Raw genomic sequence first — 23,866 nt, forward strand, 5'->3', positions numbered from 1 at the left:
TTAATTATTAAAATTGTACGTTCGCTCCAAGCATAAAAGTTCTTGCTTGTGGATAAACACCTCTATCTACACCAAATACCTGACCTCCAATTTCTGGATCATATCCTGTATATTTTGTAATAGTGTATAAGTTCTCACCAGTTAAGTAGAAACGAATTCTGTCTGCCCCAATTTTAGAAGAAAGATCAACTGGAAGAGTATATCCTACCTGAACGATTTTCAAACGAGCATAATCACCGCTTTCTAAATAAAAATCAGACATTTTGCTGAAGTTACCATTACCATCATTATTAGCAAGTCTTGGGTAATCATTTGAAGTTCCTTCTCCTGTCCAACGACCTAATGCTTCTGTTTGATAGTTAGCATTCAAGATATCTAATCTGCGTAATCCTTGGAAGATTTTGCTTCCAGCAGCACCTTGAACAAATGTCATAAAATCAAATCCTTTGTAATCTAAGTTTAATGTTAAACCGAAAGTGTATTTAGGAATACTTGTTCCTAAGAATTGTTTATCTGCATCAGAAATAGATCCGTCACCATTGTTATCAACCCAACGGAAATCGCCTGGTTTTGCATTTGGCTGGATTAAACCACCTGCTCCATTTTTATAAGCGTTAATCTCTGCTTGGTTTTGGAAAATACCTGCAGTTTTGTATCCATAGAATTCATTGTATGAATGACCAACTTGAGTTCTTGTAACAGGTCCCATAGATTGGAAAGAAGCATCTCCAATAATAAAGTCATTATCTTTTCCTACGTAAGTAATTTCATTTTTCAAGTAAGCCACGTTTCCGTTAACACCTAAATTAAAATCACCAAGTTTTTTCTTCCAACCTAATTCAAATTCAATACCGCTGTTGTTCATATCAGCAACGTTAGCCCATGGCTGCTCAGCAACTCCAACATATCCAGGAATTACAACTGGTCTTAAGATACCTGTTGTTTTCTTTTTGTAGAAATCTAATGTTACTGTGAAATCATTAAATACTCTTGCATCAAGACCAATACTTGCCTGAGAAGTCTCTTCCCATTTCAAATCAGGGTTATCAAGAGTTACGTTAGCATAACCTGTTGTAATTGAACCAGTATTTCCAAAAGAATAGTTATAACCTCCAGATACTAATGAAATATATCTAAAATCAGCAACCTGGTCATTACCTACAATTCCGTAACCTCCTCTAAGTTTTAATGAATTTACAGCATTATTTTCTTTCCAGAAACCTTCTTTTGAAACAACCCATCCTAAAGAGAATGATGGGAAAACTCCAAATTTATGATTTTCTCCAAAACGAGTAGATCCATCACGACGAATAACTCCAGTTAAAAGATATTTCTCCATATAATCGTAGTTTATACGACCAAATAAAGAGGTTACTTTGTGCTGAATAAAATCATCTGTAGCACTGTTTCTATCAGCTTGTGGTATATCAAATTTGAAAGATGCATCTTTATAGCTTGTAACAGGTAAACCAAACATTGTAGCTCCAACGTATCCACCAATATTATCAACATAAGATCCTTGTCCAGCTAAAACGCTTAAGTTATGATCTCCAAATTTGTTAGAGTAAGTAAGAACGTTTTCAATATTCCAGTTGAATGATTTATTGTTATTTTGGTAATAACTGTTTTTAAGAACATTCACGTTTGAACTTAAGAAATATACAGGAGTAAATCCTTGGTCTCCCCAATAAGAAAGTTTACCACCAAGTGTAGATCTAACTTTTAAATGTGGAGTAATAGCAGCTTCTAAATAAGCATTTCCAACGAAATCATCAGACCATCCATATCTTCCTAATCTTGTTTGGATGTATCCAAGTGGGTTTGTCATCTCCTGACCAACTACGCTTGAAATTCCATAAGGATTTCCGTTAGCATCACGAACTACAGGGTTTGTAGAATATGGAGCTGAATTTGCAACAGTTGGATCAGTAACTACAAGTGGAGTTAATGGATCTAAGTTGATAGCAGAGCTTAAAGGCCCCCCAAACTCACTGTTTGTATTTCCAATTCCAACAGTCTTTTGTCTTGTATATCCAAAAGTTTGTCCAAATGTGAAATATTTAGAAATCTTGTGAGTAGAGTTTAAACGGAAATTCTTTTTAGTATAATTAGAAATTTCTGTAGCAACAATACCTTCTTGATCCTGAATACCAAATGAAGCATAGAAAGTAGAAAATTCTCCACCACCACTAATACTTAATTCGTGTGTGTATCTGAAAGCGCTGTCATTAAAAATAGCATCTTGCCAGTTTGTTCCTTTTCCAAATGCAGCTGGATTAGAGTAAAGAATCCCTCCGCCATCAGCAACTGATTTTTCGTTCATTATTGTAGCATACTCTGTAGCATTCAATAAATCTAATTTTTTTGCTGGAGAAGATACACCAGCAAAACCATTATAGTTTACTGTAATTTTACCCGCCTTACCTTTTTTAGTAGTAACTAAAATAACCCCTGTGGCAGCACGTGTACCATAGATTGCAGCAGAAGCAGCATCTTTAAGCACCTCGATAGACTCTATGTCTGATTGGTTTAAGTAACCAATTCCACCAGCATCAACAACGTTACCGTCAACAACCCAAAGTGGGTTATTTCCACCGTCTCCAAACGTTGTAATACCACGTACACGTATTGTAGATCCTGAACCCGGCTGACCTGAACTGGAAGCGATTGTTACACCGGCAACACGACCTTGTAAAGCCTGTTCAACTCTACCATTTGGTACTTTCTCTAAATCAGCAGCTTTTACGCTTGAAATTGCACCAGTAACTACTGCTTTCTTTTGAGTACCGTAACCAACTACTACAACCTCATTTAATGATTGTGATTCTGGTTTTAATTGAATTGTAATTTTTGTTCTTCCGTTTACAGCTTCAGTAACTGTAGTGTATCCTATAAAAGTAACTGTCAAAACTCCGTTTGAAGGTACTTGTATTTGGAATTTCCCATCAAAATCTGATGCGGTCGACTTTGTTGTACCTTTAAGGACAACTGTTGCGCCCGGAACCGGCATTCCACTTTCATCGTTTATCATTCCATTTACTGTGACATCCTGAGCCACAGCTATAACCGAGAATAACAAAGACGAAACACAAAAAATAAGTAATTTTGTTAATTTCATTTTTCTAAAAATTTTGGTTAATTAATTAGTAATTTGATGCAATAATAATGTTATTTTTTTACTATCAACATTTAAATTTCATTACAAAAACACATCAAACTAAAATTTTATACATTACAAAAACACATCATTTTTTTTATAAATAACTAATATAGTGATATTTAAAAACAAAAAATAAGATGTTATGAAAATGTTAATTGAAAAAATAAACACTACAATTATATAAGATTGCTTATTTTTATAAACGAAATGCTTTTCTACAACGTGATAGTAGAGGAAATATGCTCGTAAATACCTAAAAACAAACAACTTAGAATCCAAAAAACAAATTAAATCGAATAATTAATGAAATTAACAATATCATATTTTTATATTACTTTTTTTACATTATTCACAATTGCCATTTTTGGGCAGGTCAAAAACATCGGATTGCCTGATGTAAGAAATTACAAGCGTAATGAATATAAAGGAGGAACCCAAAACTGGAATATTGATCAGGATAAGAATGGAAATTTATATTTTGCTAACAATAATGGTCTTTTACAGTTTGACGGCTCTTCATGGAAAAAATATCCACTGCCAAATTTAACTTCTGTACGATGCTTAAAGATTGATAACTCAGGAAAGATATATGTGGGAGGTTATAATGAATTTGGATATTTTCAGCCAGATAATAAAGGAAAACTCAAATACACATCACTTTCTAAAAAAGTGGATAAGAATAAAATCAAAATCATTGACTTTATATGGAAAATTCATTCCATAGACAACCAAACCGTTTTTCAATCTTTTGCAAGAGCTTATATCTTTAAAGAAGGAAAATTATCAATATTAAAAGCTCCAAAACGTTTTCAATTCTCATTTGTAGTAAATAATAAACTTTATTTTCAAGATGAAGGAAAAGGAATTTTAGAATATAGAAACGGAAAACTTTATCCCCTGCCAAATACTACCAGTTTAAATAACACAGAGATTTGGGCAATGTATTCTATAGGCAAAAACAAAATCTTAATTATTACACTAGAAAGAGGTTTATTTATTTACGAGAACAATACCTTAACACAATGGAATACGGAAGCTAATAATTTTGTAAAACGAAACAATGCGCTTGGAGGTGTTCTCATAAACAATAAATTTATTGTTTTGAATTCGGTTTTGGACGGAATTGCTATCTGCGATTTTGACGGTAAAATTATCCAGCATATTAATAGAAAAAAAGGCCTGCAAAACAACACGGTTTTAACTTCTTTTATTGACAACAAAAACAATCTTTGGCTTGGACTAGACAATGGTATTACTTACGTTAACGAAAGTTCTCCATTTACTTATTTCGGATTTAGTTATGACATTAGTACCGTTTATGCATCCGTAGTTCATCAGGGTAATTTATATGTTGCAACCAATCAGGGTGTTTTTTATCATGCCTGGAATAACAGTTTTAAGGAAGATGTTTTTAAACTTGTTGAAGGTACAACTGCCCAATCATGGAACGTACAGGTTATCGACGATGAATTAATTTGTGCCAACAACAGAGGGGCATTAATAATTAAAGGAGGAAGAGTTACTAATATTATAGATTCAAAAGGGTATTTTGGATTTAAAAAAATCCCAAGCCATCCCGGTTTCTATATTGGTTCAAATTATGATGGATTTGCCATTTTTGAGAAAACAGCAAACGGATTTTCATTTAAAAATCAAGTCGCAGGATTTGATAAATCATCAAATAGTTTTGAACTTGATCAATCTTATTTATGGCTTAAAAAAGACGAATCCATATATAAAATGTCTTTAAGCAATGATCTGACAAGATTTTCAAGCATCAAAAAAATTGATCACTTAACAACTCAGTTTAAGAATATAGGAAGTCTTCAAAAAATTGATGGTAAAATATACTTCCAAACAAACAATCATTTTTATAAATATTCTTCGGAACAGGAAATATTTTATGAAGACAAAAAACTAACCAGTCTTTTTAAAAATATTCCAGTCATAAATGCACTAAGTGAGGATTCGCAATCTAATCTTTGGTATGCTTATGATGAGTCTTTAGGAGTTTTAATGAAGCAGAATAATGGTTATAAAAACATTGTGGCACCATTTTCTAACCTAACCGGTAACTTGGTCACTAATTATCTTTCGGTAAATACGATTGACTCTAAAAATATCTTTATTGGATTAACAGATGGTTTGGCGCATTACGATTCTGAACTTCTAAACAATTTTGTAACGAAACCAAAAGCATTCGTTCGCAGCTTTTCATTTCCGGGTGATACCATAATTCTTGGAAATAATCAAAACAGAACCGAAAACATACGGATTCCTTATTCGTCTAATCATGTTCGTTTTACTTTTTCGTCACCTACCTATGAAAACCTTGAAAACGTGCAGTTTTCTTATCAATTAGAGCCTTTTGATGAAAAGTGGAGCAATTGGTCAACCATTTCAATTAAAGAGTACACAAACCTTCGTGAAGGTGATTATGTGATGAATGTAAAAGTGCGAAATAGTTACGGAGTTCAATCTGAACCATCAACAATTTCATTTACAGTTTCTCCGCCTTGGTACAGACACTTCTTGGCTTTTATGTTTTATTTCATCGTTTTAATAATTGCCATTTATGTAATTTCTAGTCGAATTAAAATGAAAATTAGAAAGAATAAGTATTATGAAACTATTGAGCAGCGAAGACTTTATCTGGAAAAAGAATCAAGAATTAGACAGGAACAATATGATCTTGAAAAAGAAATCGAAAAATTAAAAAACGACAAACTGCAAATTAAGATTTTAGCAAAAGACAAGGAACTAGTCAACAACTCTTTGCAGGTAGTAAAAAAGAATAAAATCCTAAACGGAATTATTCACAAATTGAAAGAAATTGATGTCGAAGCGTTAGACGACTCTACTAAGTTTCAAGTAAGCAAACTAAACAAGAGTATTGTAAAAGAAGTAAATACAGATAAAAGCTGGAAAGATTTAGAAAAACACATCAAGAATGTTCACTTTGAGTTTTTAAAACGTTTAAAGGAAAAATATCCAACAATTTCTCCTCGCGAACTCGATTTATCGACTTATTTATTAATGAATATGTCTACCAAAGAAATTGCCGAAATCATGAATATTTCAACCGGAGGAGTAGAATTAGCCCGTTATCGTTTGAGAAAAAAACTCGGATTAAATAAAAAGGAAAACCTTATTGGGTTTTTAATGAGTATATAAAAGAAAAAAGGCCTTCTGTTACAGAAGGCCTTTTTGTTTACGAAATATATTCTAAAGTTCTCTCGAGAGCCATTCCCCTCGATCCTTTTATCAAAATAGTATTATCTTTAAATTGAGTTGTTTTTAAATAAGCTGCGAAAGCATCAAAAGTTTCAAAAAACTGAATCGTATCACTCGAAATTTTATTTTCATAAAATGATTTTCCAATCAAATAACAAAGTGATTCTTTTTGATTTGCTAAAGAATCTACAATCAGTTTATGTTCCTGCGGACTTTCATCTCCTAGCTCAAACATATCGCCCAGAATCATAATTTTATTTTGATTCTCCAATTGAAGGAAATTCGCAATTGCAACTGCCATACTGCTTGGGTTTGCATTGTAAGCATCCAAAATAATTTGATTAGAACCTTTATTCAGTAATTGAGATCTGTTATTTTCCGGAATATAATTTCCTATTCCATGTTTTATCGCAGCGTCTTTTACTTTAAAGTATCTTCCAATTGCAGTAGCAGCATTAATATTATTCGCGTTATAAAGTCCAATTAAATGCGATTCTACTACAAAATCATTGTAGTCAATCACTACAAAAGGATTAGCCTTTATGTCTTTAATTTTTAAATCTGCATTTTCTTTATTTATTCCAAAAGTGAAAGATTTTATGCCGTTTGATTTTTCAATTTGAATCGCATCTTCAAGATTAACAAAAGCAATTTTATTGTTTTTTGCTAAATATTGATACATTTCGCTTTTTCCTTCAATAACACCTTGAACACCTCCAAAACCTTCTAAATGTGCTTTTCCAAAATTGGTTATATAACCAAAATCAGGCTGGGCGATTTCACACAAAAATTCAATTTCTTTTTTGTGATTTGCTCCCATTTCAACAATTCCAATCTCTGTTTCTTTTGTAAAAGAAAGCAGTGTTAAAGGAACTCCAATATGATTATTTAAATTCCCAATAGTAGCTTTGGTTTTAAATTTTTGAGACAAAACAGCATTTATCAATTCTTTTGTCGTCGTTTTTCCATTACTTCCTGTAAGCGCAATAATAGGCAATTTTAAATAAGCACGATGAAATTTTGCAAGTTCCTGAAGCGTTTCTAAGCTATTATTTACCAAGATCGTTCTATCGTCAATAAAATAAGATTCGTTGTCAATAACAACATATAGAGCACCTAAATCAAGCGCTTGTTTAGCAAAAGTATTTGCATCAAAATTTTCGCCTTTTATAGCAAAAAACATAGAATCTTTTTCAATTTTTCTAGTATCTATTGAAAGAGATCTGCATTTTAAAAACAAGTTATGAATTTCCTGAATATTCATTTATAACACTTTAAATTATAAAAATAAAAAAATTCCAAATTCCAAAATCTGAATTTTCAGTATGGAATTTGGAATTTTTTTATTGAGTTTTTTAAACTTTAGTTTCTTGGTGATTTTCTTCTTTCAGTTTTAGCACCTACTCTAGACATTGCACATCTAAATCCAATGTAATCAGTTGCCATATCCTGAGGGAAATATCTTCTTTGAGCTGGATCTAACCAGTAAGCTCTATCTCTCCAAGATCCTCCTTTGTAAACTCTTACTTTATCATCGATTAAAGTAGTACGTTTACTAGAGTTATCATATTTTCTAATCATTTTACCTAAACTATCAACTGTAACGTTATGTTTAGGAGAATTGTACATTGCCTGATCAGCTTTAGGTCCAGATTCAGACTCTCCAAAGTCAAAGAATCTTGAAGATTGTTTATCTCCGTCTCTATAGTTGATGTTATCGCTTGTACTGAAATTTTGTCTTAAGTAAGTTTCTTGTTCGTCAACCGGAACCTGAGCAATTTCTCCAGGAAGGTTTCTTGCAATCACTTTACCATTACTTAAAGTATCGTATTTAATTGAAGTAGTCGAAACGATTTCAATTTTACCATCTTTACCAATTTTGTTTTTAGCATATTGATTTCCTCTGTAGTAGTTAAAATCATTTGCTTCATTATCAATAATAGGTCTGTAAACATCGGCAACCCATTCTGCTACGTTTCCTGCCATATCGTATAATCCGAAATCATTTGCAGCATAGCTTTTTACCTTATTTGTAATATCAGCACCATCATCAGACCAACCAGCAATTCCACCGTAATCACCGTTTCCTTGTTTAAAGTTAGCCAATTGATCACCTTTATTTTTACGTTTAGCTGAACGAGTATAATCTCCAGACCAAGGATATTTCTTTTGTCCTTTGTAAATGTTATATTCTCTTTGTCCAACATCTGCAGCAGCGGCATATTCCCATTCTGCTTCAGTAGGAAGTCTGTATTCTGGTAAAATTACACCAGAAGAACGTTGTGCATAAACATTATGCTCTTCAGGTACAACACCATCTTTTCCTGCTTTTGGTCTTCTTCCAGCTGGATTTTTCTTTAAAACTAACTCTTCGTTTCCACCATAAGTAGTAGTTGGAGAAGCTAAGTAAGTTTCTGTATTAAATAAGCTTTCTGCACTAACATCTTGTGTTTTAGCTCCTTTTTTAAGATATCCGTTTTTTTCTAAAACAGCCTCGTTTACACGGTCTGTTCTCCATTTACTAAATTCAACAGCCTGAATCCAGTTAACACCAACTACAGGATAGTCAGCATAAGAAGGATGTCTTAAATAGTTATTAGTCATCGTTTCGTTGTAACCTAAACGATTTCTCCAAACTAAAGTATCTGGCGATGCTCCTTCGTAAATATTTTTGTAATTTTCTTCTGTTGGAGGAAAAACTTTTTTCAACCACTCAAGGTATTCTAAGTACATACCATTCGTAACTTCAGTTTCATCCATATAGAATGATTGAACGTGCTGTTGAGTTGGTGTGTTATTCCAATCGTGCATAACATCATCCTGTACTTTACCCATAGTAAACGTACCTCCTTCAACAAAAACTAAACCAGGTCCAGCTTGTTGTTTTTTCCCAGCATTTCTAGCAGCTGTTCCGTTCTGACTATCTACATCCCAGCCAGTTGCTCTAGAAGCGTGACTCGAACTCGATTTTTTGCTACAACTAGCCGTGCCCAACATCAATACCATTGACATCATTAATTGCAAGACTACAATTTTGTTTACTTTCATACTCATTCTTAGGTGATAAATTTAGGTGCTGCAATATAATAATTAACATTTAATTAGCAACATCTGTTCTAATAATTTTATTTAGCTGTTTTTTACCAGAAAATAACCTATAGTTACGAACGCAAAAATATACTTTTTATTATTTACTGTAACATGAAATACTATATTTTTACTTACTAATTTTATTTTAATTAAATTTCGGTTTTTAAGCTAATGAAACAAGCCATAATCCTATACATTTTTCTACTTCCTATCTTATCATTTTCCCAGATAAATGGTAGCTTAACGCTCGATTGGCAGAGTAAAAAAGAGATGAATTACGGCGATAGTAAAATTATTATTCCTTACTTTTCCGGAAACGCTTTTCGCTTCGACATTACAAAAAAAAGCATAACACTGCTGCTTAATCTCAATCAGTCAAACGTCGCAAGTAATAGTTCTGTAGAAATCACAAATATAAATTTCGAATCCATTTCGAGAACTGATTTAGGAGATTTAACCATAGAAAACATTCCGAATAAGATAACCGAAACGATAAAAATCACTAATTCAAGAGATACAAAACAGGCATTTTTGTCTCTCTATCCTATTATAAAAGACGGAAGTAGCTATAAAAGAATTAGATCATTTTCTTACAATATAAATACTTCTTCAGCAAAAAGCAGCAACTCATCGGTATTTCAAAAAGCAGCGGTTATTTCAAATTCTGTTTTAGCTTCTGGAGACTGGTATCGCTTTTATGTAGAAAAATCCGGAGTTTATAGAATTACACGAGCCTTTCTGCAAAGTCTGGGTTTTGACGCAAGTAAAACTGATCCAAGAAGGATTAAAATTTATGGAAATGGCGGAAGAATGGTTCCATTAGCCAACAACTCTTATTATCCGGAAGATTTAACCGAAAATGCCATTCAAATTATTGGCGAAGGCGATGGTACTTTTAACAACGAAGATTATATCTTATTTTATGCCGAGGGTGTAGATAAATGGAACGATGAAAGCCAGACTAATTTAAACTTATATAGTAATAGGTCTTATTATTATGTTACCGCATCAGGAAACGATGGAAAAAGAATTACAAATCTAGGTCAGCCAACAGCCAACAGTACTCTGGAACTGAACACGTTTGATGACTATCAATATCATGAAATCGACCAAACCAATATTGTTCATTTGGGACGTCAATGGCTTGGAGAATCATTTGATATTAATCAGGAACAGGAATTTACCTTTAATTTCCCTAATCTTGACACGACTATACCTGTAAAAATTGAATTAAACGCCGCTTCGGCTGCTTTTACGCCAACTTCATTCGTTGTTGCTGCAAACGGACAAAACATCGCAACGCTAAATTTTGCAAGTTTAACAGCTAGTTCAGAAATTAAGTATCTAACGAACAAAACTCCCGCAAATACGACATTTACAGGCGCAGAAAGTGTAAAAATAAAACTTACCTATAATAATAATGGTGTACCGGGCTCAAAAGGATATTTAGATTACATCAATCTAATTGCAAAAAGAAAACTTTTAGGAATAGGCAAACAATTTAAATTTCAGTACAATTTAGCAGGTTCAACCGCAGGAATTGTAAACTACACTATTGGAAGTGCTTCGGGAATTTCTCAAATTTGGGATATTACAGACCTATATAATGTATCAAAGGTTGAAAATGCAAATCAAGCTTCTTTTAGCTTTAAAGCTAATCTGGGCGAAATTAGAAATTACATCGCCATTGATCCTGCTGATTATTACACTCCATTAAAAGAAAATCAGTCAAAAATTGCCAATCAAAATTTAAAAGGAACACTCTTAAAAAACAATCAGAATAGTTTTCAGGATATTGATTACGCTATTATAACTCCAAGATCATTAGCATCACAAGCTGAGAGACTGGCGAATTTCCACAGGACCAATTCCAGTTTAATTGTAAAAGTTATTTCATTAGAAGATATCTATCAAGAATTTTCATCAGGAAAACAAGATATTGCTGCCATTAGAAATTGTATACGTTATATATATGACAACGCTTCTTCTCCAGATAAAAGAATCAAATACGTAAACTTATTTGGTGATGCTTCTTACGATTATAAAGACCGAATTTCTAACAATACCAATATTGTACCTATATATCAATCATTAAGCAGTAACACAACTGGCGAAGCCTCTTTTGCATCTGATGACTTTTTCGGACTTATGGATCCGACTGAAGGAATTGTGGCTTATCCTTTTGGAGGAATAGACATTGCTGTTGGCCGAATGTTAGTTTCAGACAATGCACAAGCCCAGGAAATGGTCAATAAAGTTTTAGAATATCATGATACTAAATCATACGGAAACTGGAGAAATAATTTTGTCCTAATCAGTGATGATTCTGATCAAAGTTCTGACGCTTCATTACAATCACGTCAAAATAGTTTAGCCGATGTAATTGCAACTGAAAAACCATTTTTAAATATCGACAAGATACTTTTAGATTCTTATACACAAGAAGCTTCTGCCGGAGGATCAAGATATCCAAAAGCAAGAACTGATATTTTTAATGCTTTTGAAAAAGGCGCATTAGTCTTTAATTATTTAGGTCATGGAGGTGAAGACGGATTAGCAGGTGAAAGAATCTGGGAAAAATCAGACGGGCAAAATCTGAACAATCAATATAAATATCCGTTATTTATAACCATTACCTGCGAATTTTCCCGATTTGACGACCCTACCCGACCAACTGCCGGCGAATATACTTTTTGGAATCCGAAGGGCGGAGCAATTTCTATGCTGACAACAATTCGAACTATCGGACAGTTTAATGCTGAAAATTTCAATGATAGTTTAAGTAAAAACCTGCTTTCATACGGCTCAAATCAATATAATAGTATTGCAGAATCGCTGCGAATTTCAAAAAATGAAAACCCGAGTTCTTCGAGTAATGTTGTTGTATATCTGGGAGATCCGGCTTTGATGTTAGCTATTCCAAAACCACGAATTAATTTAACGAAAGTAAACGATATTGTGATTTCTCAGCCAATTCCTGACTTTAAATCCTTATCAAAAATTAAAATTACGGGTGAAATTACAGACGAAAACAATGTACTTTTAAGCAATTATAACGGAGAACTTGCTACAGCGATTTTCGATAAAATGATTACGTCTTCGACCTTAAATAACGATGGATATAGCCCTGCAATGTCATTCAAAACTCTTGGAGAAACTATATTTAGAGGAAATGCTTCTGTAACCAACGGCCAGTTTGAGTTTAGCTTTGTTGTACCAAGAGATATTCGTATTCCTGTTGACAATGGCCGAATTAGTTTTTATTCTAAAAAAAGCCAAGCACTTGAGAATCAATCGGGCTATAATAATGTGATAAAAATTGGAGGAATAAATGAAAATGCACCTCAGGACAATATAAGTCCGAAAGTTAAGTTATATATGAACGATGAAACTTTTGTATCTGGCGGAATTACAAATGCATCGCCCTTTCTTTTAGCGTTTTTAGAAGATGAAAATGGTATAAATACAGCTAGCGGAATTGGTCATGATATCATAGCAGTTCTGGATGGAGACGTAAGTAATCCGTATATTTTGAATGATTATTATCAAACAAAATTAGATGATTATACAAATGGAAATTTACGTTTTCCGTTACGAAATTTATCTGCCGGATTGCATACCATTAGTTTTACGGCATGGGATGTTTATAACAATCCCGTAACAAGCGAAATACAATTTGTTGTGGTTGGTGACGAAGAATTAAAATTGACACATGTGCTCAATTATCCTAATCCTTTTTCAACATACACACAATTTTGGTTTTCACATAATAGACCGTATGAACCTTTAGATGTTCAGGTTCAGGTTATGACAATTACAGGCAAAGTGGTTTGGACAAAAAACCAAATCATTACAACTGAAGGCTTTTTATCAAGGGAAATAACATGGGATGGAAAAGATGATTTTGGCGACCGAATTGGAAAAGGAGTTTACATTTACAAACTGACTGTAAAATCGAACTTAACAAATAAAAAAGCAGAAAAATACGAAAAACTTGTCATTCTATAATATTATATATATTTGTAACATAAATACCATTAGTCCCAAAAATGAGAAAAATATCACTTTTATTAATTTGTTTATTAGTAATTTCCTTCGCCAAAGCCCAAAACATTGAACCTATTACAACTGGAGTTCCCTTTTTATTAGTCGCAGCCGATGCAAGAGCAGCCGGTTTAGCAGACCAGGGAGTTGCTACTTCTTCAGATGTTTTTTCACAACAATGGAATCCTGCAAAATATGCTTTCGCAGAAGATGCACAGGGACTTTCAATTAGTTACACCCCGTATTTAACGGATCTTGCCAACGATATTTCGCTTGGTCAATTAACCTATTATAACAAAATCAACGAAAAAAGTGCCTTTGGAGCAAGTTTTCGTTATTTTGGTTTTGGAGGAATTGAACTAAGAGAAACCGGAGATCCAAATGAAGCAACACGAGAAGTAAGCCCTAATGAATTTGCATTAGACGGTTCTTACTCTCTTAAATTAAGTGAAACTTTCTCGATGGCAGTTGCCGGTAGATTTATCAGCTCAAATTTAAAAATTCCTTCCGGAGAAGTTGATGCTTCCGCTGCAAGATCATTTGCTGTAGATGTTGCTGGTTTTTATCAATCAGAAGAAATTGCATACAGTGATTTTAACGGAAGATGGAGAGCAGGTTTCAACTTTCAAAATTTAGGTCCAAAAATCAGTTATGATAATGATGATTTAAGCTCAAACTTTTTACCAGCTAACTTAAGATTAGGAGGAGGTTTTGATTTTATTTTAGACGATTATAATAAAGTTAGCGTAAGTGCTGAATTTACTAAACTATTAGTTCCAACTCCTCCGGGGCCTGGAACACCTTTTGACGCAAATGGAGATGGCGATTTTACAGATCCTGATGACATTTCACAATCAGAAGCAAACGCGATTAGCTATAACAAATACAAAGACACTGGCTGGGTAGAAGGAATTTTCAAATCATTTGGAGATGCTCCGGGAGGTTTCAGCGAAGAAGTTAAAGAAATAACGTATAGCGCAGCAGCAGAATACATGTATCAGGATTCATTTGCAATGCGATTAGGTTATTATCACGAAAGCCCTGAAAAAGGCGCGAGACAATTCTTCTCTTTAGGCGCAGGTTTTAAATACAATATTATAAAAGTTGATGTTTCTTACTTATTTTCGGCATCAAAAGTTAAAAATCCTTTAGAAAACACACTTCGTTTCTCTTTAACTTTTAACTTTGGCGACAAATACGAAGTTTATTAAACAAACGATATAAAAAACAATTACAATCCAAATTTCTAAATTTTTAGGAATTTGGATTTTTTTTCCCATAAAAACAATGAAAGAAATTAGCATTACATCGTCGTTCACTATTTACGATAACATCAATGAGCTTTCTCAAGATGTACAAGATTTAATGAATCAGGCCATCGAAATTCGTAAAAAAGCTTACGCCCCTTATTCGAAATTTAGAGTTGGAGCGGCCTTACTTCTTGATAATGGTAAAGTAATTTTAGGATCTAATCAGGAAAACGCTGCATATCCGTCAGGATTATGTGCAGAAAGAACAGCCATTTTTTATGCAGGAAGTGCTTATCCCGAAGCCAAAATTTTAAAAATGGCAATTACTGCCGCTTCAGATACAAATCAAACTCAGGCTCCAATTCCACCGTGCGGTTCTTGCCGTCAGTCGATTGCAGAATATGAAATCAAACAAGACACCCCTATTGAAATTTATTTTATGGGCGAAATTGGCGAAGTTTACAAATCGGCATCCCTAAAAAATCTGCTCCCTTTTATGTTTGATAAAAAGTTCTTGTAAAAAAAAGCCAAAAAAGACCTTTTAAATTTTAGTTCTTAAACGGAATGTCTTATTTTTGCATCCCGACCTTTCGGGCGCAAATTTGTGGGAGGAAACTATTTTGCGTTACAGGCAACAATTGATAACACAAACAACTTTAGCAAAAGAAAGAATTCAGATGAAAGAAGTTACAAAAGAGGTATATTTAAAGTGGTACGAAGACATGCTGCTTTGGAGAAAGTTTGAAGACAAACTTGCAGCATTATACATTCAACAAAAAGTTAGAGGTTTTTTACACCTATATAATGGTCAGGAAGCTGTATTAGCGGGCGCTCTGCACGCTATGGACCTGACTAAAGACAAAATGATTACTGCATACAGAAATCACGTTCAGCCTATTGGTATGGGAGTTGATCCTAGAAACGTAATGGCAGAACTTTTAGGAAAAGTTACAGGAACTTCTAAAGGCATGGGAGGTTCAATGCACATCTTTTCTAAAGAACACCGTTTTTATGGAGGTCACGGAATCGTTGGTGGTCAAATTCCTGTTGGTGCAGGTTTAGCTTTCGCTGATAAATATTTCAATACTGGCGGAGTTACTATGACTTACTTTGGTGACGGAGCTGCGAGACAAGGTTCTTTACACGAAGCTTTCAACATGGCTATGTTATGGAAATTACCAGTTGTATTTATCGTTGAAAACAACGGTTATGCAATGGGAACTTCTGTAGAAAGAACTGCAAACCACACTGATATCTGGAAATTAGGTTTAGGTTATGAAATGCCTTGCGGACCTGTTGACGGAATGAATCCTGTAAAAGTTGCCGAAGCAATGCACGAAGCTATCGAAAGAGCACGTCGCGGAGACGGGCCAACTTTCCTTGAAATGAAAACGTACCGTTACAGAGGACACTCAATGTCTGATGCACAATTATACCGTTCTAAAGAAGAGGTAGAAGAGTACAAAAAAATTGACCCAATTACGCAAGTTCTTGATGTAATCTTGGATCAAAAATATGCTACTGAAGAAGAAATTGAAGTAATTGACCAAAGAGTTAAAGACTTGGTTGAAGAATGTCAGAAATTTGCTGAAGAATCTCCATACCCAGACTTACAACAATTATACGATGTAGTATACGCACAAGAAGACTATCCATTTACACCTCATAAACTATAACATCATGGCGATTAAAGTAACAATGCCTCGTTTGAGCGATACTATGACGGAAGGAACGGTAGCGACTTGGTTAAAAAAAGTAGGCGACAAAATTAGCGAAGGAGATATCTTAGCTGAAATTGAAACAGATAAAGCAACAATGGAGTTCGAATCTTTTAACGAAGGAACTCTTTTACATATTGGAATTCAAGCTGGAGAAACTGCTCCGGTTGATTCATTATTAGCAATCATTGGTAAAGAAGGAGAAGATATTTCTGCTCTTTTAGCTGGTGGTGACGCTCCTGCTGCTGCTGAAGCTCCAAAAGCGGACGCTCCTGCTGCAGAAGCAAAAACAGAAACTGCTGCTCCTGCAAAAGCTGCAGCTGAATTGCCAAAAGGCGTTATAGTAGTAACTATGCCACGTTTGAGCGATACTATGACTGAAGGTACAGTAGCAACTTGGTTGAAAAAAGTGGGTGATACTGTAGCTGAAGGTGATATTTTAGCGGAAATTGAAACAGACAAAGCTACAATGGAGTTTGAGTCTTTCAATGCTGGAACATTATTATACATCGGAATTCAAGAAGGAAACACTGCACCAGTTGACAGCTTATTAGCTATTATTGGGCCAGCTGGAACTGATATTTCTGGAATTGCTGACAACTATACTGCCGGAGGCGCTGCAAGTGCTCCTGCTGTAGAAGAAACAAAAGCTGCACCTGCTGCTGAAAAAGCACCAGAAGCTGTAGCTGACAACTCTAACGGAGGAAGAATTTTAGCTTCACCTTTAGCTAAGAAAATCGCTTCTGACAAAGGAATTCAATTGAACCAAGTTAAAGGTTCTGGAGAAAATGGACGTATCGTAAAAAGCGATATCGAAAACTTTACTCCATCTGCACAAGGACAAGCTGCTACATCTGCACCTGCTGCTAAGCAAGAAGCTTCTGCTCCTGCTGCACCAAAAGTATTTGTTCCTGCCGGAGAAGTTTACACAGAAGAGATCAAAAACTCTCAAATGCGTAAAATTATCGCAAAACGTCTTGCTGAATCATTATTTACTGCACCTCACTACAACTTAGTGATCGAAGTAAGCATGGACGAAGCAATGGGCGCAAGAGCAACAATCAATACTGTTCCGGATACAAAAGTATCTTTCAACGATATGGTAATTAAAGCTTGTGCTTTAGCATTGAAAAAACACCCAAAAATTAACTCTCAGTGGAAAGAAGATGCAATCATCATCAACCACCACGTAAATATTGGTGTAGCTGTAGCTGTTGAAGACGGATTAGTAGTTCCTGTATTGAAATTTACAGACGCTATGAGTTTATCTCAAATTGGTGCTGCTGTAAGAGATCTTGCTGGAAGAGCTAAAAACAAAAAATTAGGACCACAAGAAATGGAAGGAAGTACTTTTACAGTATCTAACCTTGGAATGTTTGGTATTACTGAATTCAATTCAATTATCAACCAGCCAAACTCTGCAATCCTTTCTGTAGGTGCAATTGTTGAGAAACCAGTAGTTAAAAACGGTCAAATAGTAGTTGGAAACACAATGATGTTATCATTAGCTTGTGACCACAGAACAATTGACGGTGCAACTGGCGCTCAATTCTTACAAACATTAAAACAATACATCGAAAGCCCAGTTACAATGCTGGCGTAATTAGTTGTTAATTTTATAATTAAATCCCGTTTTGTTTGTTCAAAACGGGATTTTTTGTTTAATTTTCATCCTCAAAATTCTATACTTCATAATATGAAAAAACTAACCCTTCTAATCTTGTTTCTTACAGCAATAGCCTGCCAGAAAAAAGAACAAACAGAAAAACCAACCAGCGTTGTTGATGAACACAGTTATTCTAAACCTGAACTTGCTGTAGTAAAACACCTTGATCTTGACATCAAAGTTGATTTTGACACACAAACTATTTCAGGAAAAGCTTCGTGGACAATTGACAACATCAGCAAAGGAAACGAGATTATTTTCGATGAAAACACATTAAACATTACCAAAGTAACTTTAGGCGACGACGAAAAAGAAACCAAATTTGAACTTGGAAAAGACGTCGAATTTCACGGAAAACCTCTTCACATTACCATTGAACCAAATACAACCAAAGTAAACATCTATTACAGCACAACTAAAGATGCTGTTGCATTACAATGGCTTTCACCTGCACAAACTGCAGACAAAAAGAAACCTTTCCTTTTCTCTCAAGGAGAAAGCGTTTGGTCAAGAACATGGATTCCATGTCAGGATTCACCGGGAATTCGTTTTACCTATAATGCAAAAGTTACTGTTCCTAAAGATTTATTAGCCGTAATGAGCGCCGTAAATCCGCAGAAGAAAAATGATACTGGAGTTTATACTTTTAAACAAGACAAAGCAATTCCGTCATATTTAATGGCAATTGCCGTTGGAGACATTGAATTTCAAGCAATCGACAACAGAACCGGAGTTTACGCAGAACCATCAATGCTGAAAAAATCAGCTTGGGAATTTGCTGAACTTGGTAAAATGGTTGTAGCTGCCGAGAAACTTTATGGACCTTACCGTTGGGGACGTTACGATGTTTTGGTTTTACCTCCAAGTTTTCCTTACGGAGGAATGGAAAATCCAAACCTAACTTTCTTAACTCCGGGAGTTATCGCCGGAGACCGTTCATTAACTAGTTTATTAGCACACGAATTAGGTCACAGCTGGAGCGGAAATTTAGTTACAAATGCAACGTGGGATGATATTTGGTTAAACGAAGGTTTCACAACTTATGTAGAACACCGCATTGGAGAAGCTATTTTCGGAAAGAAAGAATTTGAAATGCAAAACGTTATCACAAACAAAGAATTAGTTGATAATGTAGCAGAATACGGAGACACAAGTCCAGACACGAGACTTAAAGTTTCGCTGACAGGAAGAAACCCTGATGATGGAATCAGTCAAATTCCTTACGTAAAAGGATATGCCTTTTTAAGAGTTATCGAAAATGCTGTTGGACGTGACAAATTCGATCCGTTCATTAAGAATTATTTTGATTCACATGCTTTCAAATCAATTACTACAGAAGATTTCGTGAAATATTTAAACGAAAACCTTATCAAAGGCGACAAAGCATTAGCGGATAAAATCAAATTAGAAGACTGGATTTACAAACCGGGAATTCCATCAAATATTCTTCCGGTAAGTTCAGTAGATTTTGATGCTATCGATAAAATCCAAAAAAGCTGGAGAGAAACTGGTGTCGCAGGTTTAAGCAAAAAAATTACAACTACAGCAGAAAAACAGCACTTTATAGATCATCTTCCGGCCGATATTACAGCAAAAGAAATGGAAGCGATTGACAGTGAATTTAACTTTACAAAAGGAGGCAATTTCATCATTAAACGCCAATGGTTTGTTCAGGCACTAATTCACCAATATAAACCTGCCTATCCTGCAATTGAACAATTTTTAATTGGAATCAGCAGAACAGGTTCTGTAATGATGCTTTATAAAGAAATGGTTAAAACACCAGAAGGAAAAGTTTGGGCAAATCAAATTTTCGAAAAAGCAAAATCTGGTTATCATGCAACAACCATTCAGGCTGTTGAAGGTATTTTGAAATAAAACAAACACGAATTCCGTGTACAATTTATATCCCGAAGGGATTACATATCGGTAGAAAAAATATTATGCATTATGATCATTTGTCCCGTTAGGGACTAAACTATTCGCTGTAATGTATAGTCCCTAACGGGACAATAAAAACGATCGCAATTTTTTTTCTACCGATATGTAATCCCTTTGGGATAAATAATAATTATTTAAATCCCCAATTACGAATGTAATTGGGGATTTTTTTCATTCAAAAAACACCTCAGGGAAAATTGTCCACCACATAGCGTAAATTCTCCATGTTCTAAAATCTGTAATCGTCGCACCTTTGTAATGTCAAAAGACAACAACTAATAAATAATATAAAAAATTAAATAAAATGACAAGATTAACAGCATTAAACCCAGACGAAGTAAAAGGAAAAACTAAAGATTTATTCAACGCAGTACAATCAAAATTAGGTGTAGTTCCAAACATGATGAGAACAATGGGAAATTCACCAGCAGTTCTTGAAGGATATTTAAACTTTAGCGGTGCATTAAGCCACGGAAAATTGAGCGCAAAAACAGGCGAATTAATTGCCTTAGCAGTTTCAGAAAGCAATTCATGTGATTACTGTGTGGCAGCTCATACTTTTATTGGCGGAAAACTATTAAAAACAGACGCACAAGTTTTACAAGACGCAAGAAAAGGAAATTCAGCAGATGCTAAAACAGAAGCTATTTTACAATTAGCTAAAACATTAATCAGCAAAAACGGATTAGTAAGTGATGAAGATGTAAACAAAGCCAAAAACGCAGGAGTTTCTGATGCTGAAATTGCAGAAACTGTAGCACATGTAGCATTGAATGTTTTAACAAACTACTTCAACAATACTGCTAATACACAAATCGATTTCCCAGAGGTTTCAAGCCTATAACTTCAAAAAGATTCAAACAAAAAACAATTTATAAAGATAGTTGTGAATTCAATTCATGACTATCTTTATATTTCCAAAAACCACAACAAATCATGAGTCAGAATGTTTTCACTTTAATTAATCCGCAAAATGGAAATTTAGCTTTTAAACTGCTGCCATTTGATGACAACAGCCATTTTGATCATTTACAGCGAAATAATTTTTTCTCATTAATTTGGGTTACTAAAGGAAAAGGCAAAGTAAAAGCCGATTTTGCTGAACATCAATTTGAAGAAAACTCACTCCTCGCCTTTTCTCCTTATCAGCCTTTTATGCTTTGCGTAAACGAACCAATTGAAGGAATTGCGATTCATTTTCACCCTGATTTTTTCTGCATTCACATGCATCAAAAAGAAGTTTCCTGTAACGGCGTTTTATTCAACAACGTTTACCAGCCGCCATATACCAAAATTACAGAACAAGCAACGCAGACTTTTGCAATGGTTTTAGACCAAATGAAAACTGAAATTCAAAATGCAGAACTAGCACAATACGAATTGCTTATTTCCTATTTAAAAATCTTTTTAATAACAGCTTCCCGATTAAAAACAGAACAATTAGAAGAAATGAAATCAGTTCCGGATTCTAAAGAACCTGTGATTCTTCAAAATTTAAAAGACGCTATTGAACTCAACTTCAAAACCAAGCATTCCGCCGGAAATTATGCTGATTTACTGAACATTTCACCTAAAGCTCTGGCAAAATTATCCAAGAATTATTTCAACAAAACCTTAACCGATTTAATTGCCGAAAGAATCATTATTGAAGCAAAAAGAGAGTTATACATGACCAACAAAACGGTAAAAGAAATCGCTTATGAATTGGGTTATGACGACGAACATTATTTTAGCCGATTTTTTAAAACAAATGCCGATGTTTCGCCGCAAATTTATCGTGAAACGGTAGGTTTTGGAAAAATGGAAGCCTAATTTTTATTCTTCGCTTCAATCCATTTTGACATATACATTGTGCTTTTATAGGCGTGATGCTGCAATAAATTCCCCATAAAATTATGAAGTCGATGGCTTTTGGAATCCATTAATAATGAATTCACCAAAGACACTAATTCATCTGAATATTTATCCTTCTGATAACATTCATTAATAATAGCAATGCCGTTTTTTTGAGTTTCTTTCCAAAGATTTTCATCCTGATAAAGTGCAATTGCTTTTTTAGCAAATTCAGAAGCATCATCTTCAACAAATCCGTTCCATGGCAAATTAGCATGCATCGCTTCTGAACCAATTGAAGTCGTTATACTTGGCGTTCCACATTGCATCGCTTCTAATAATTTTCCTTTTAAACCAGCTCCAAAACGAATTGGCGCCAGAACAACTCGTGCTTTTTTTACTACTTCAATTGCATCTTCTGCCCTTCCCATAATAAAAAATCCATTTTTAGGCTGATGCAATTGCAATACTTTTTGCGACGGATACGCGCCATAAACTTCTAAAACAGCTTCTGGAAAATCTTTTTTTATTGAAGGCCAAATCGCTTCTTTTAAATATTGAACCGTATTCCAATTGGGTTCATGAAGAAAATTTCCAATAAAAACAAAATTCTTGCGATCTTCAAACGAAGGTAATTTCGAAAGATCATTCTCAGATATTTTATCAACCAGAAAAGGAAGATAGAAAAGCAAATCTTTGTTTATTCTGAAAACATCTTGCAGGATATTCATTTCAAATTCAGAAATAATTAGGGATAAATCACATCTTAAAATACTGGCGATTTCACGTTTTGCTACTTCTTCAGAAAACAAATCTACTATTTCAAAATTTCGATTTTCTTTAAAAGCTTTCTGCCTTGCTGTTCGCAGACAATGCAAATCTTCTGTATCTAAAATTCGGATTGCATTCGGGCAGTTTTCTGTTACTCTCCAACCAAATTGTTCTTCGATCATAAAACGATCAAACAAAACAACATCTGGATTTAAATCCATTATAAAATCATCAAAACTGGCAGAATTAAGTTCGATACTTTTTTTGGTAACACCAAATTCAGATAAATCAACCATAAAATCACTGTCCAGAGCCGCACTTACAAATGTAATTTCAAATTCATTTTGTTTAAAAATGGAAATTAACTGCATCATCCTTCCGCCTGCCGCAGAAGAATTTGGCTCAGGCCAGACAAACCCAATTATAAGAAGTTTTTTTATCTGATTCATGGTTATTTATTTTAACATACAAAATAATGCTTTTTTCAGCGCAATCGCACGACATTTCCTGACTTTTAGTAATAAAAATCACTAATTTTGCAAGAATTAAATGCTGGGAAATTATGTTGGGATTAAAATTAGCTACAGACCCTCGCTGGGTCAATATCGTCGAGTCAAATATTGAAGAAATTTTAACTGATCATGCATGGTGCGAACAAAAAGCAGCTTCAAATGCAATCAGTATCGTGACTTACAACTCTGAATTAGAAGAATTAGTTACCGAAATGCTTGTAATTGCCCGCGAAGAACTGGAGCATTTACAAATGGTTCATGATGTTATAAAAAAACGTGGTCTTACTTTAGGACGCGAACGAAAAGACCATTATGTAAATGAGCTTTTTAAATTCATGAAAAAAGACGGCAGCCGACGTGATGCGCTCTGCGATCGTTTATTATTTTCGGCCATGATCGAAGCCCGCAGCTGTGAGCGTTTTAAAGTACTTTCTGAAAACATAAAAGACGAAGAATTAGCTAAATTCTACCGCGATTTAATGATTTCTGAAGCCGGACATTATACTACTTTTTTAGGATTCGCCAGAAAATACCAAGACAATATCGACATCGATAAACGATGGAAAGAATGGATTGAATATGAAGGTTCTATTATTACCAATTACGGTAAATCAGAAACCGTTCACGGATAAACTACGCTCTTTTTC

General features: G+C 34.3%; 14 protein-coding genes. 10 read left to right on the forward strand and 4 right to left on the reverse strand.

What is annotated here, in order from left to right:
* Positions 1-7: 7 nt before the first annotated feature.
* Positions 8-3,118, reverse strand: a complete 3,111-nt coding sequence (locus B3C18_RS13225) for a SusC/RagA family TonB-linked outer membrane protein (protein ID WP_291147513.1) — start codon at positions 3,116-3,118, stop codon at positions 8-10.
* Between the two features lie 345 nt (positions 3,119-3,463).
* On the opposite strand from B3C18_RS13225, the gene B3C18_RS13230 reads away from it, so the two are divergent.
* Positions 3,464-6,334: a triple tyrosine motif-containing protein gene (locus B3C18_RS13230; RefSeq protein ID WP_291147515.1), complete on the forward strand. Its 2,871-nt coding sequence runs from the start codon at positions 3,464-3,466 to the stop codon at positions 6,332-6,334.
* Between the two features lie 37 nt (positions 6,335-6,371).
* On the opposite strand, the gene B3C18_RS13235 is transcribed toward B3C18_RS13230, so the two are convergent.
* Entirely contained in the window at positions 6,372-7,658 is a 1,287-nt protein-coding gene (locus tag B3C18_RS13235) for a UDP-N-acetylmuramoyl-tripeptide--D-alanyl-D-alanine ligase (RefSeq protein ID WP_291147517.1), read from the reverse strand.
* Positions 7,659-7,756: 98 nt separating this feature from the next.
* Entirely contained in the window at positions 7,757-9,442 is a 1,686-nt protein-coding gene (gene gldJ, locus B3C18_RS13240; protein ID WP_291147559.1) for a gliding motility lipoprotein GldJ, read from the reverse strand.
* Positions 9,443-9,655: 213 nt separating this feature from the next.
* On the opposite strand from gldJ, the gene porU reads away from it, so the two are divergent.
* The 8 genes from porU (at position 9,656) to B3C18_RS13280 (ending at position 21,915) form a co-directional block, all read left to right on the forward strand.
* Positions 9,656-13,492 (forward strand): type IX secretion system sortase PorU, encoded by a 3,837-nt coding sequence (gene porU / locus B3C18_RS13245; RefSeq protein ID WP_291147519.1) that lies wholly within the window; start codon positions 9,656-9,658, stop codon positions 13,490-13,492.
* A 41-nt stretch (positions 13,493-13,533) separates the two neighbouring features.
* Positions 13,534-14,739: a type IX secretion system outer membrane channel protein PorV gene (porV, locus tag B3C18_RS13250; RefSeq protein ID WP_291147521.1), complete on the forward strand. Its 1,206-nt coding sequence runs from the start codon at positions 13,534-13,536 to the stop codon at positions 14,737-14,739.
* A gap of 76 nt (positions 14,740-14,815) precedes the next feature.
* A complete protein-coding gene (cdd, locus tag B3C18_RS13255; RefSeq protein WP_291147523.1) occupies positions 14,816-15,298 on the forward strand; it encodes a cytidine deaminase in 483 nt (160 codons plus the stop codon).
* 157 nt (positions 15,299-15,455) lie between these two features.
* The gene (gene pdhA, locus B3C18_RS13260; protein ID WP_053472631.1) at positions 15,456-16,454 is read left to right on the forward strand and encodes a pyruvate dehydrogenase (acetyl-transferring) E1 component subunit alpha; all 999 of its coding nucleotides are present in this window, start codon (positions 15,456-15,458) and stop codon (positions 16,452-16,454) included.
* A 4-nt stretch (positions 16,455-16,458) separates the two neighbouring features.
* Complete coding sequence (locus B3C18_RS13265) at positions 16,459-18,099, forward strand: pyruvate dehydrogenase complex dihydrolipoamide acetyltransferase (protein WP_291147525.1); 1,641 nt, start codon at positions 16,459-16,461, stop codon at positions 18,097-18,099.
* A gap of 93 nt (positions 18,100-18,192) precedes the next feature.
* A complete protein-coding gene (locus B3C18_RS13270) occupies positions 18,193-20,040 on the forward strand; it encodes a hydrolase/aminopeptidase (protein WP_291147527.1) in 1,848 nt (615 codons plus the stop codon).
* Between the two features lie 367 nt (positions 20,041-20,407).
* Positions 20,408-20,947, forward strand: coding sequence for a carboxymuconolactone decarboxylase family protein (locus tag B3C18_RS13275; RefSeq protein ID WP_291147529.1), 540 nt, complete (start codon positions 20,408-20,410; stop codon positions 20,945-20,947).
* A gap of 92 nt (positions 20,948-21,039) precedes the next feature.
* Positions 21,040-21,915, forward strand: coding sequence for a helix-turn-helix domain-containing protein (locus tag B3C18_RS13280; protein WP_291147531.1), 876 nt, complete (start codon positions 21,040-21,042; stop codon positions 21,913-21,915).
* Here the strand turns inward: B3C18_RS13280 and B3C18_RS13285 are convergent.
* On the reverse strand, positions 21,912-23,156 hold the full coding sequence (locus tag B3C18_RS13285) for a glycosyltransferase (protein WP_291147533.1): 1,245 nt from the start codon (positions 23,154-23,156) through the stop codon (positions 21,912-21,914). The two genes, B3C18_RS13280 and B3C18_RS13285, sit on opposite strands and share 4 nt — an antisense overlap.
* A gap of 113 nt (positions 23,157-23,269) precedes the next feature.
* Here B3C18_RS13285 and B3C18_RS13290 point away from each other — a divergent pair, with 113 nt between their 5' ends.
* Positions 23,270-23,851, forward strand: a complete 582-nt coding sequence (locus tag B3C18_RS13290; RefSeq protein WP_053472563.1) for a tRNA-(ms[2]io[6]A)-hydroxylase — start codon at positions 23,270-23,272, stop codon at positions 23,849-23,851.
* Positions 23,852-23,866 lie beyond the last annotated feature (15 nt).

The sequence above is a fragment of the Flavobacterium sp. UBA7680 genome (assembly GCF_002482975.1).
Taxonomy (GTDB): Bacteria; Bacteroidota; Bacteroidia; order Flavobacteriales; family Flavobacteriaceae; genus Flavobacterium.

Excerpts from the sequence above, each read along its gene's own strand:
- cdd (WP_291147523.1), top strand. The coding sequence starts at position 14,816 with ATGAAAGAAATTAGCATTACATCGTCGTTCACTATTTACGATAACATC.
- B3C18_RS13270 (WP_291147527.1), top strand. The coding sequence starts at position 18,193 with ATGAAAAAACTAACCCTTCTAATCTTGTTTCTTACAGCAATAGCCTGC.
- B3C18_RS13275 (WP_291147529.1), top strand. The coding sequence starts at position 20,408 with ATGACAAGATTAACAGCATTAAACCCAGACGAAGTAAAAGGAAAAACT.
- B3C18_RS13235 (WP_291147517.1), bottom strand. The coding sequence starts at position 7,658 with ATGAATATTCAGGAAATTCATAACTTGTTTTTAAAATGCAGATCTCTT.
- B3C18_RS13230 (WP_291147515.1), top strand. The coding sequence starts at position 3,464 with ATGAAATTAACAATATCATATTTTTATATTACTTTTTTTACATTATTC.
- B3C18_RS13265 (WP_291147525.1), top strand. The coding sequence starts at position 16,459 with ATGGCGATTAAAGTAACAATGCCTCGTTTGAGCGATACTATGACGGAA.
- gldJ (WP_291147559.1), bottom strand. The coding sequence starts at position 9,442 with ATGAAAGTAAACAAAATTGTAGTCTTGCAATTAATGATGTCAATGGTA.
- porV (WP_291147521.1), top strand. The coding sequence starts at position 13,534 with ATGAGAAAAATATCACTTTTATTAATTTGTTTATTAGTAATTTCCTTC.
- porU (WP_291147519.1), top strand. The coding sequence starts at position 9,656 with ATGAAACAAGCCATAATCCTATACATTTTTCTACTTCCTATCTTATCA.
- pdhA (WP_053472631.1), top strand. The coding sequence starts at position 15,456 with ATGAAAGAAGTTACAAAAGAGGTATATTTAAAGTGGTACGAAGACATG.
- B3C18_RS13285 (WP_291147533.1), bottom strand. The coding sequence starts at position 23,156 with ATGAATCAGATAAAAAAACTTCTTATAATTGGGTTTGTCTGGCCTGAG.
- B3C18_RS13225 (WP_291147513.1), bottom strand. The coding sequence starts at position 3,118 with ATGAAATTAACAAAATTACTTATTTTTTGTGTTTCGTCTTTGTTATTC.
- B3C18_RS13280 (WP_291147531.1), top strand. The coding sequence starts at position 21,040 with ATGAGTCAGAATGTTTTCACTTTAATTAATCCGCAAAATGGAAATTTA.
- B3C18_RS13290 (WP_053472563.1), top strand. The coding sequence starts at position 23,270 with ATGTTGGGATTAAAATTAGCTACAGACCCTCGCTGGGTCAATATCGTC.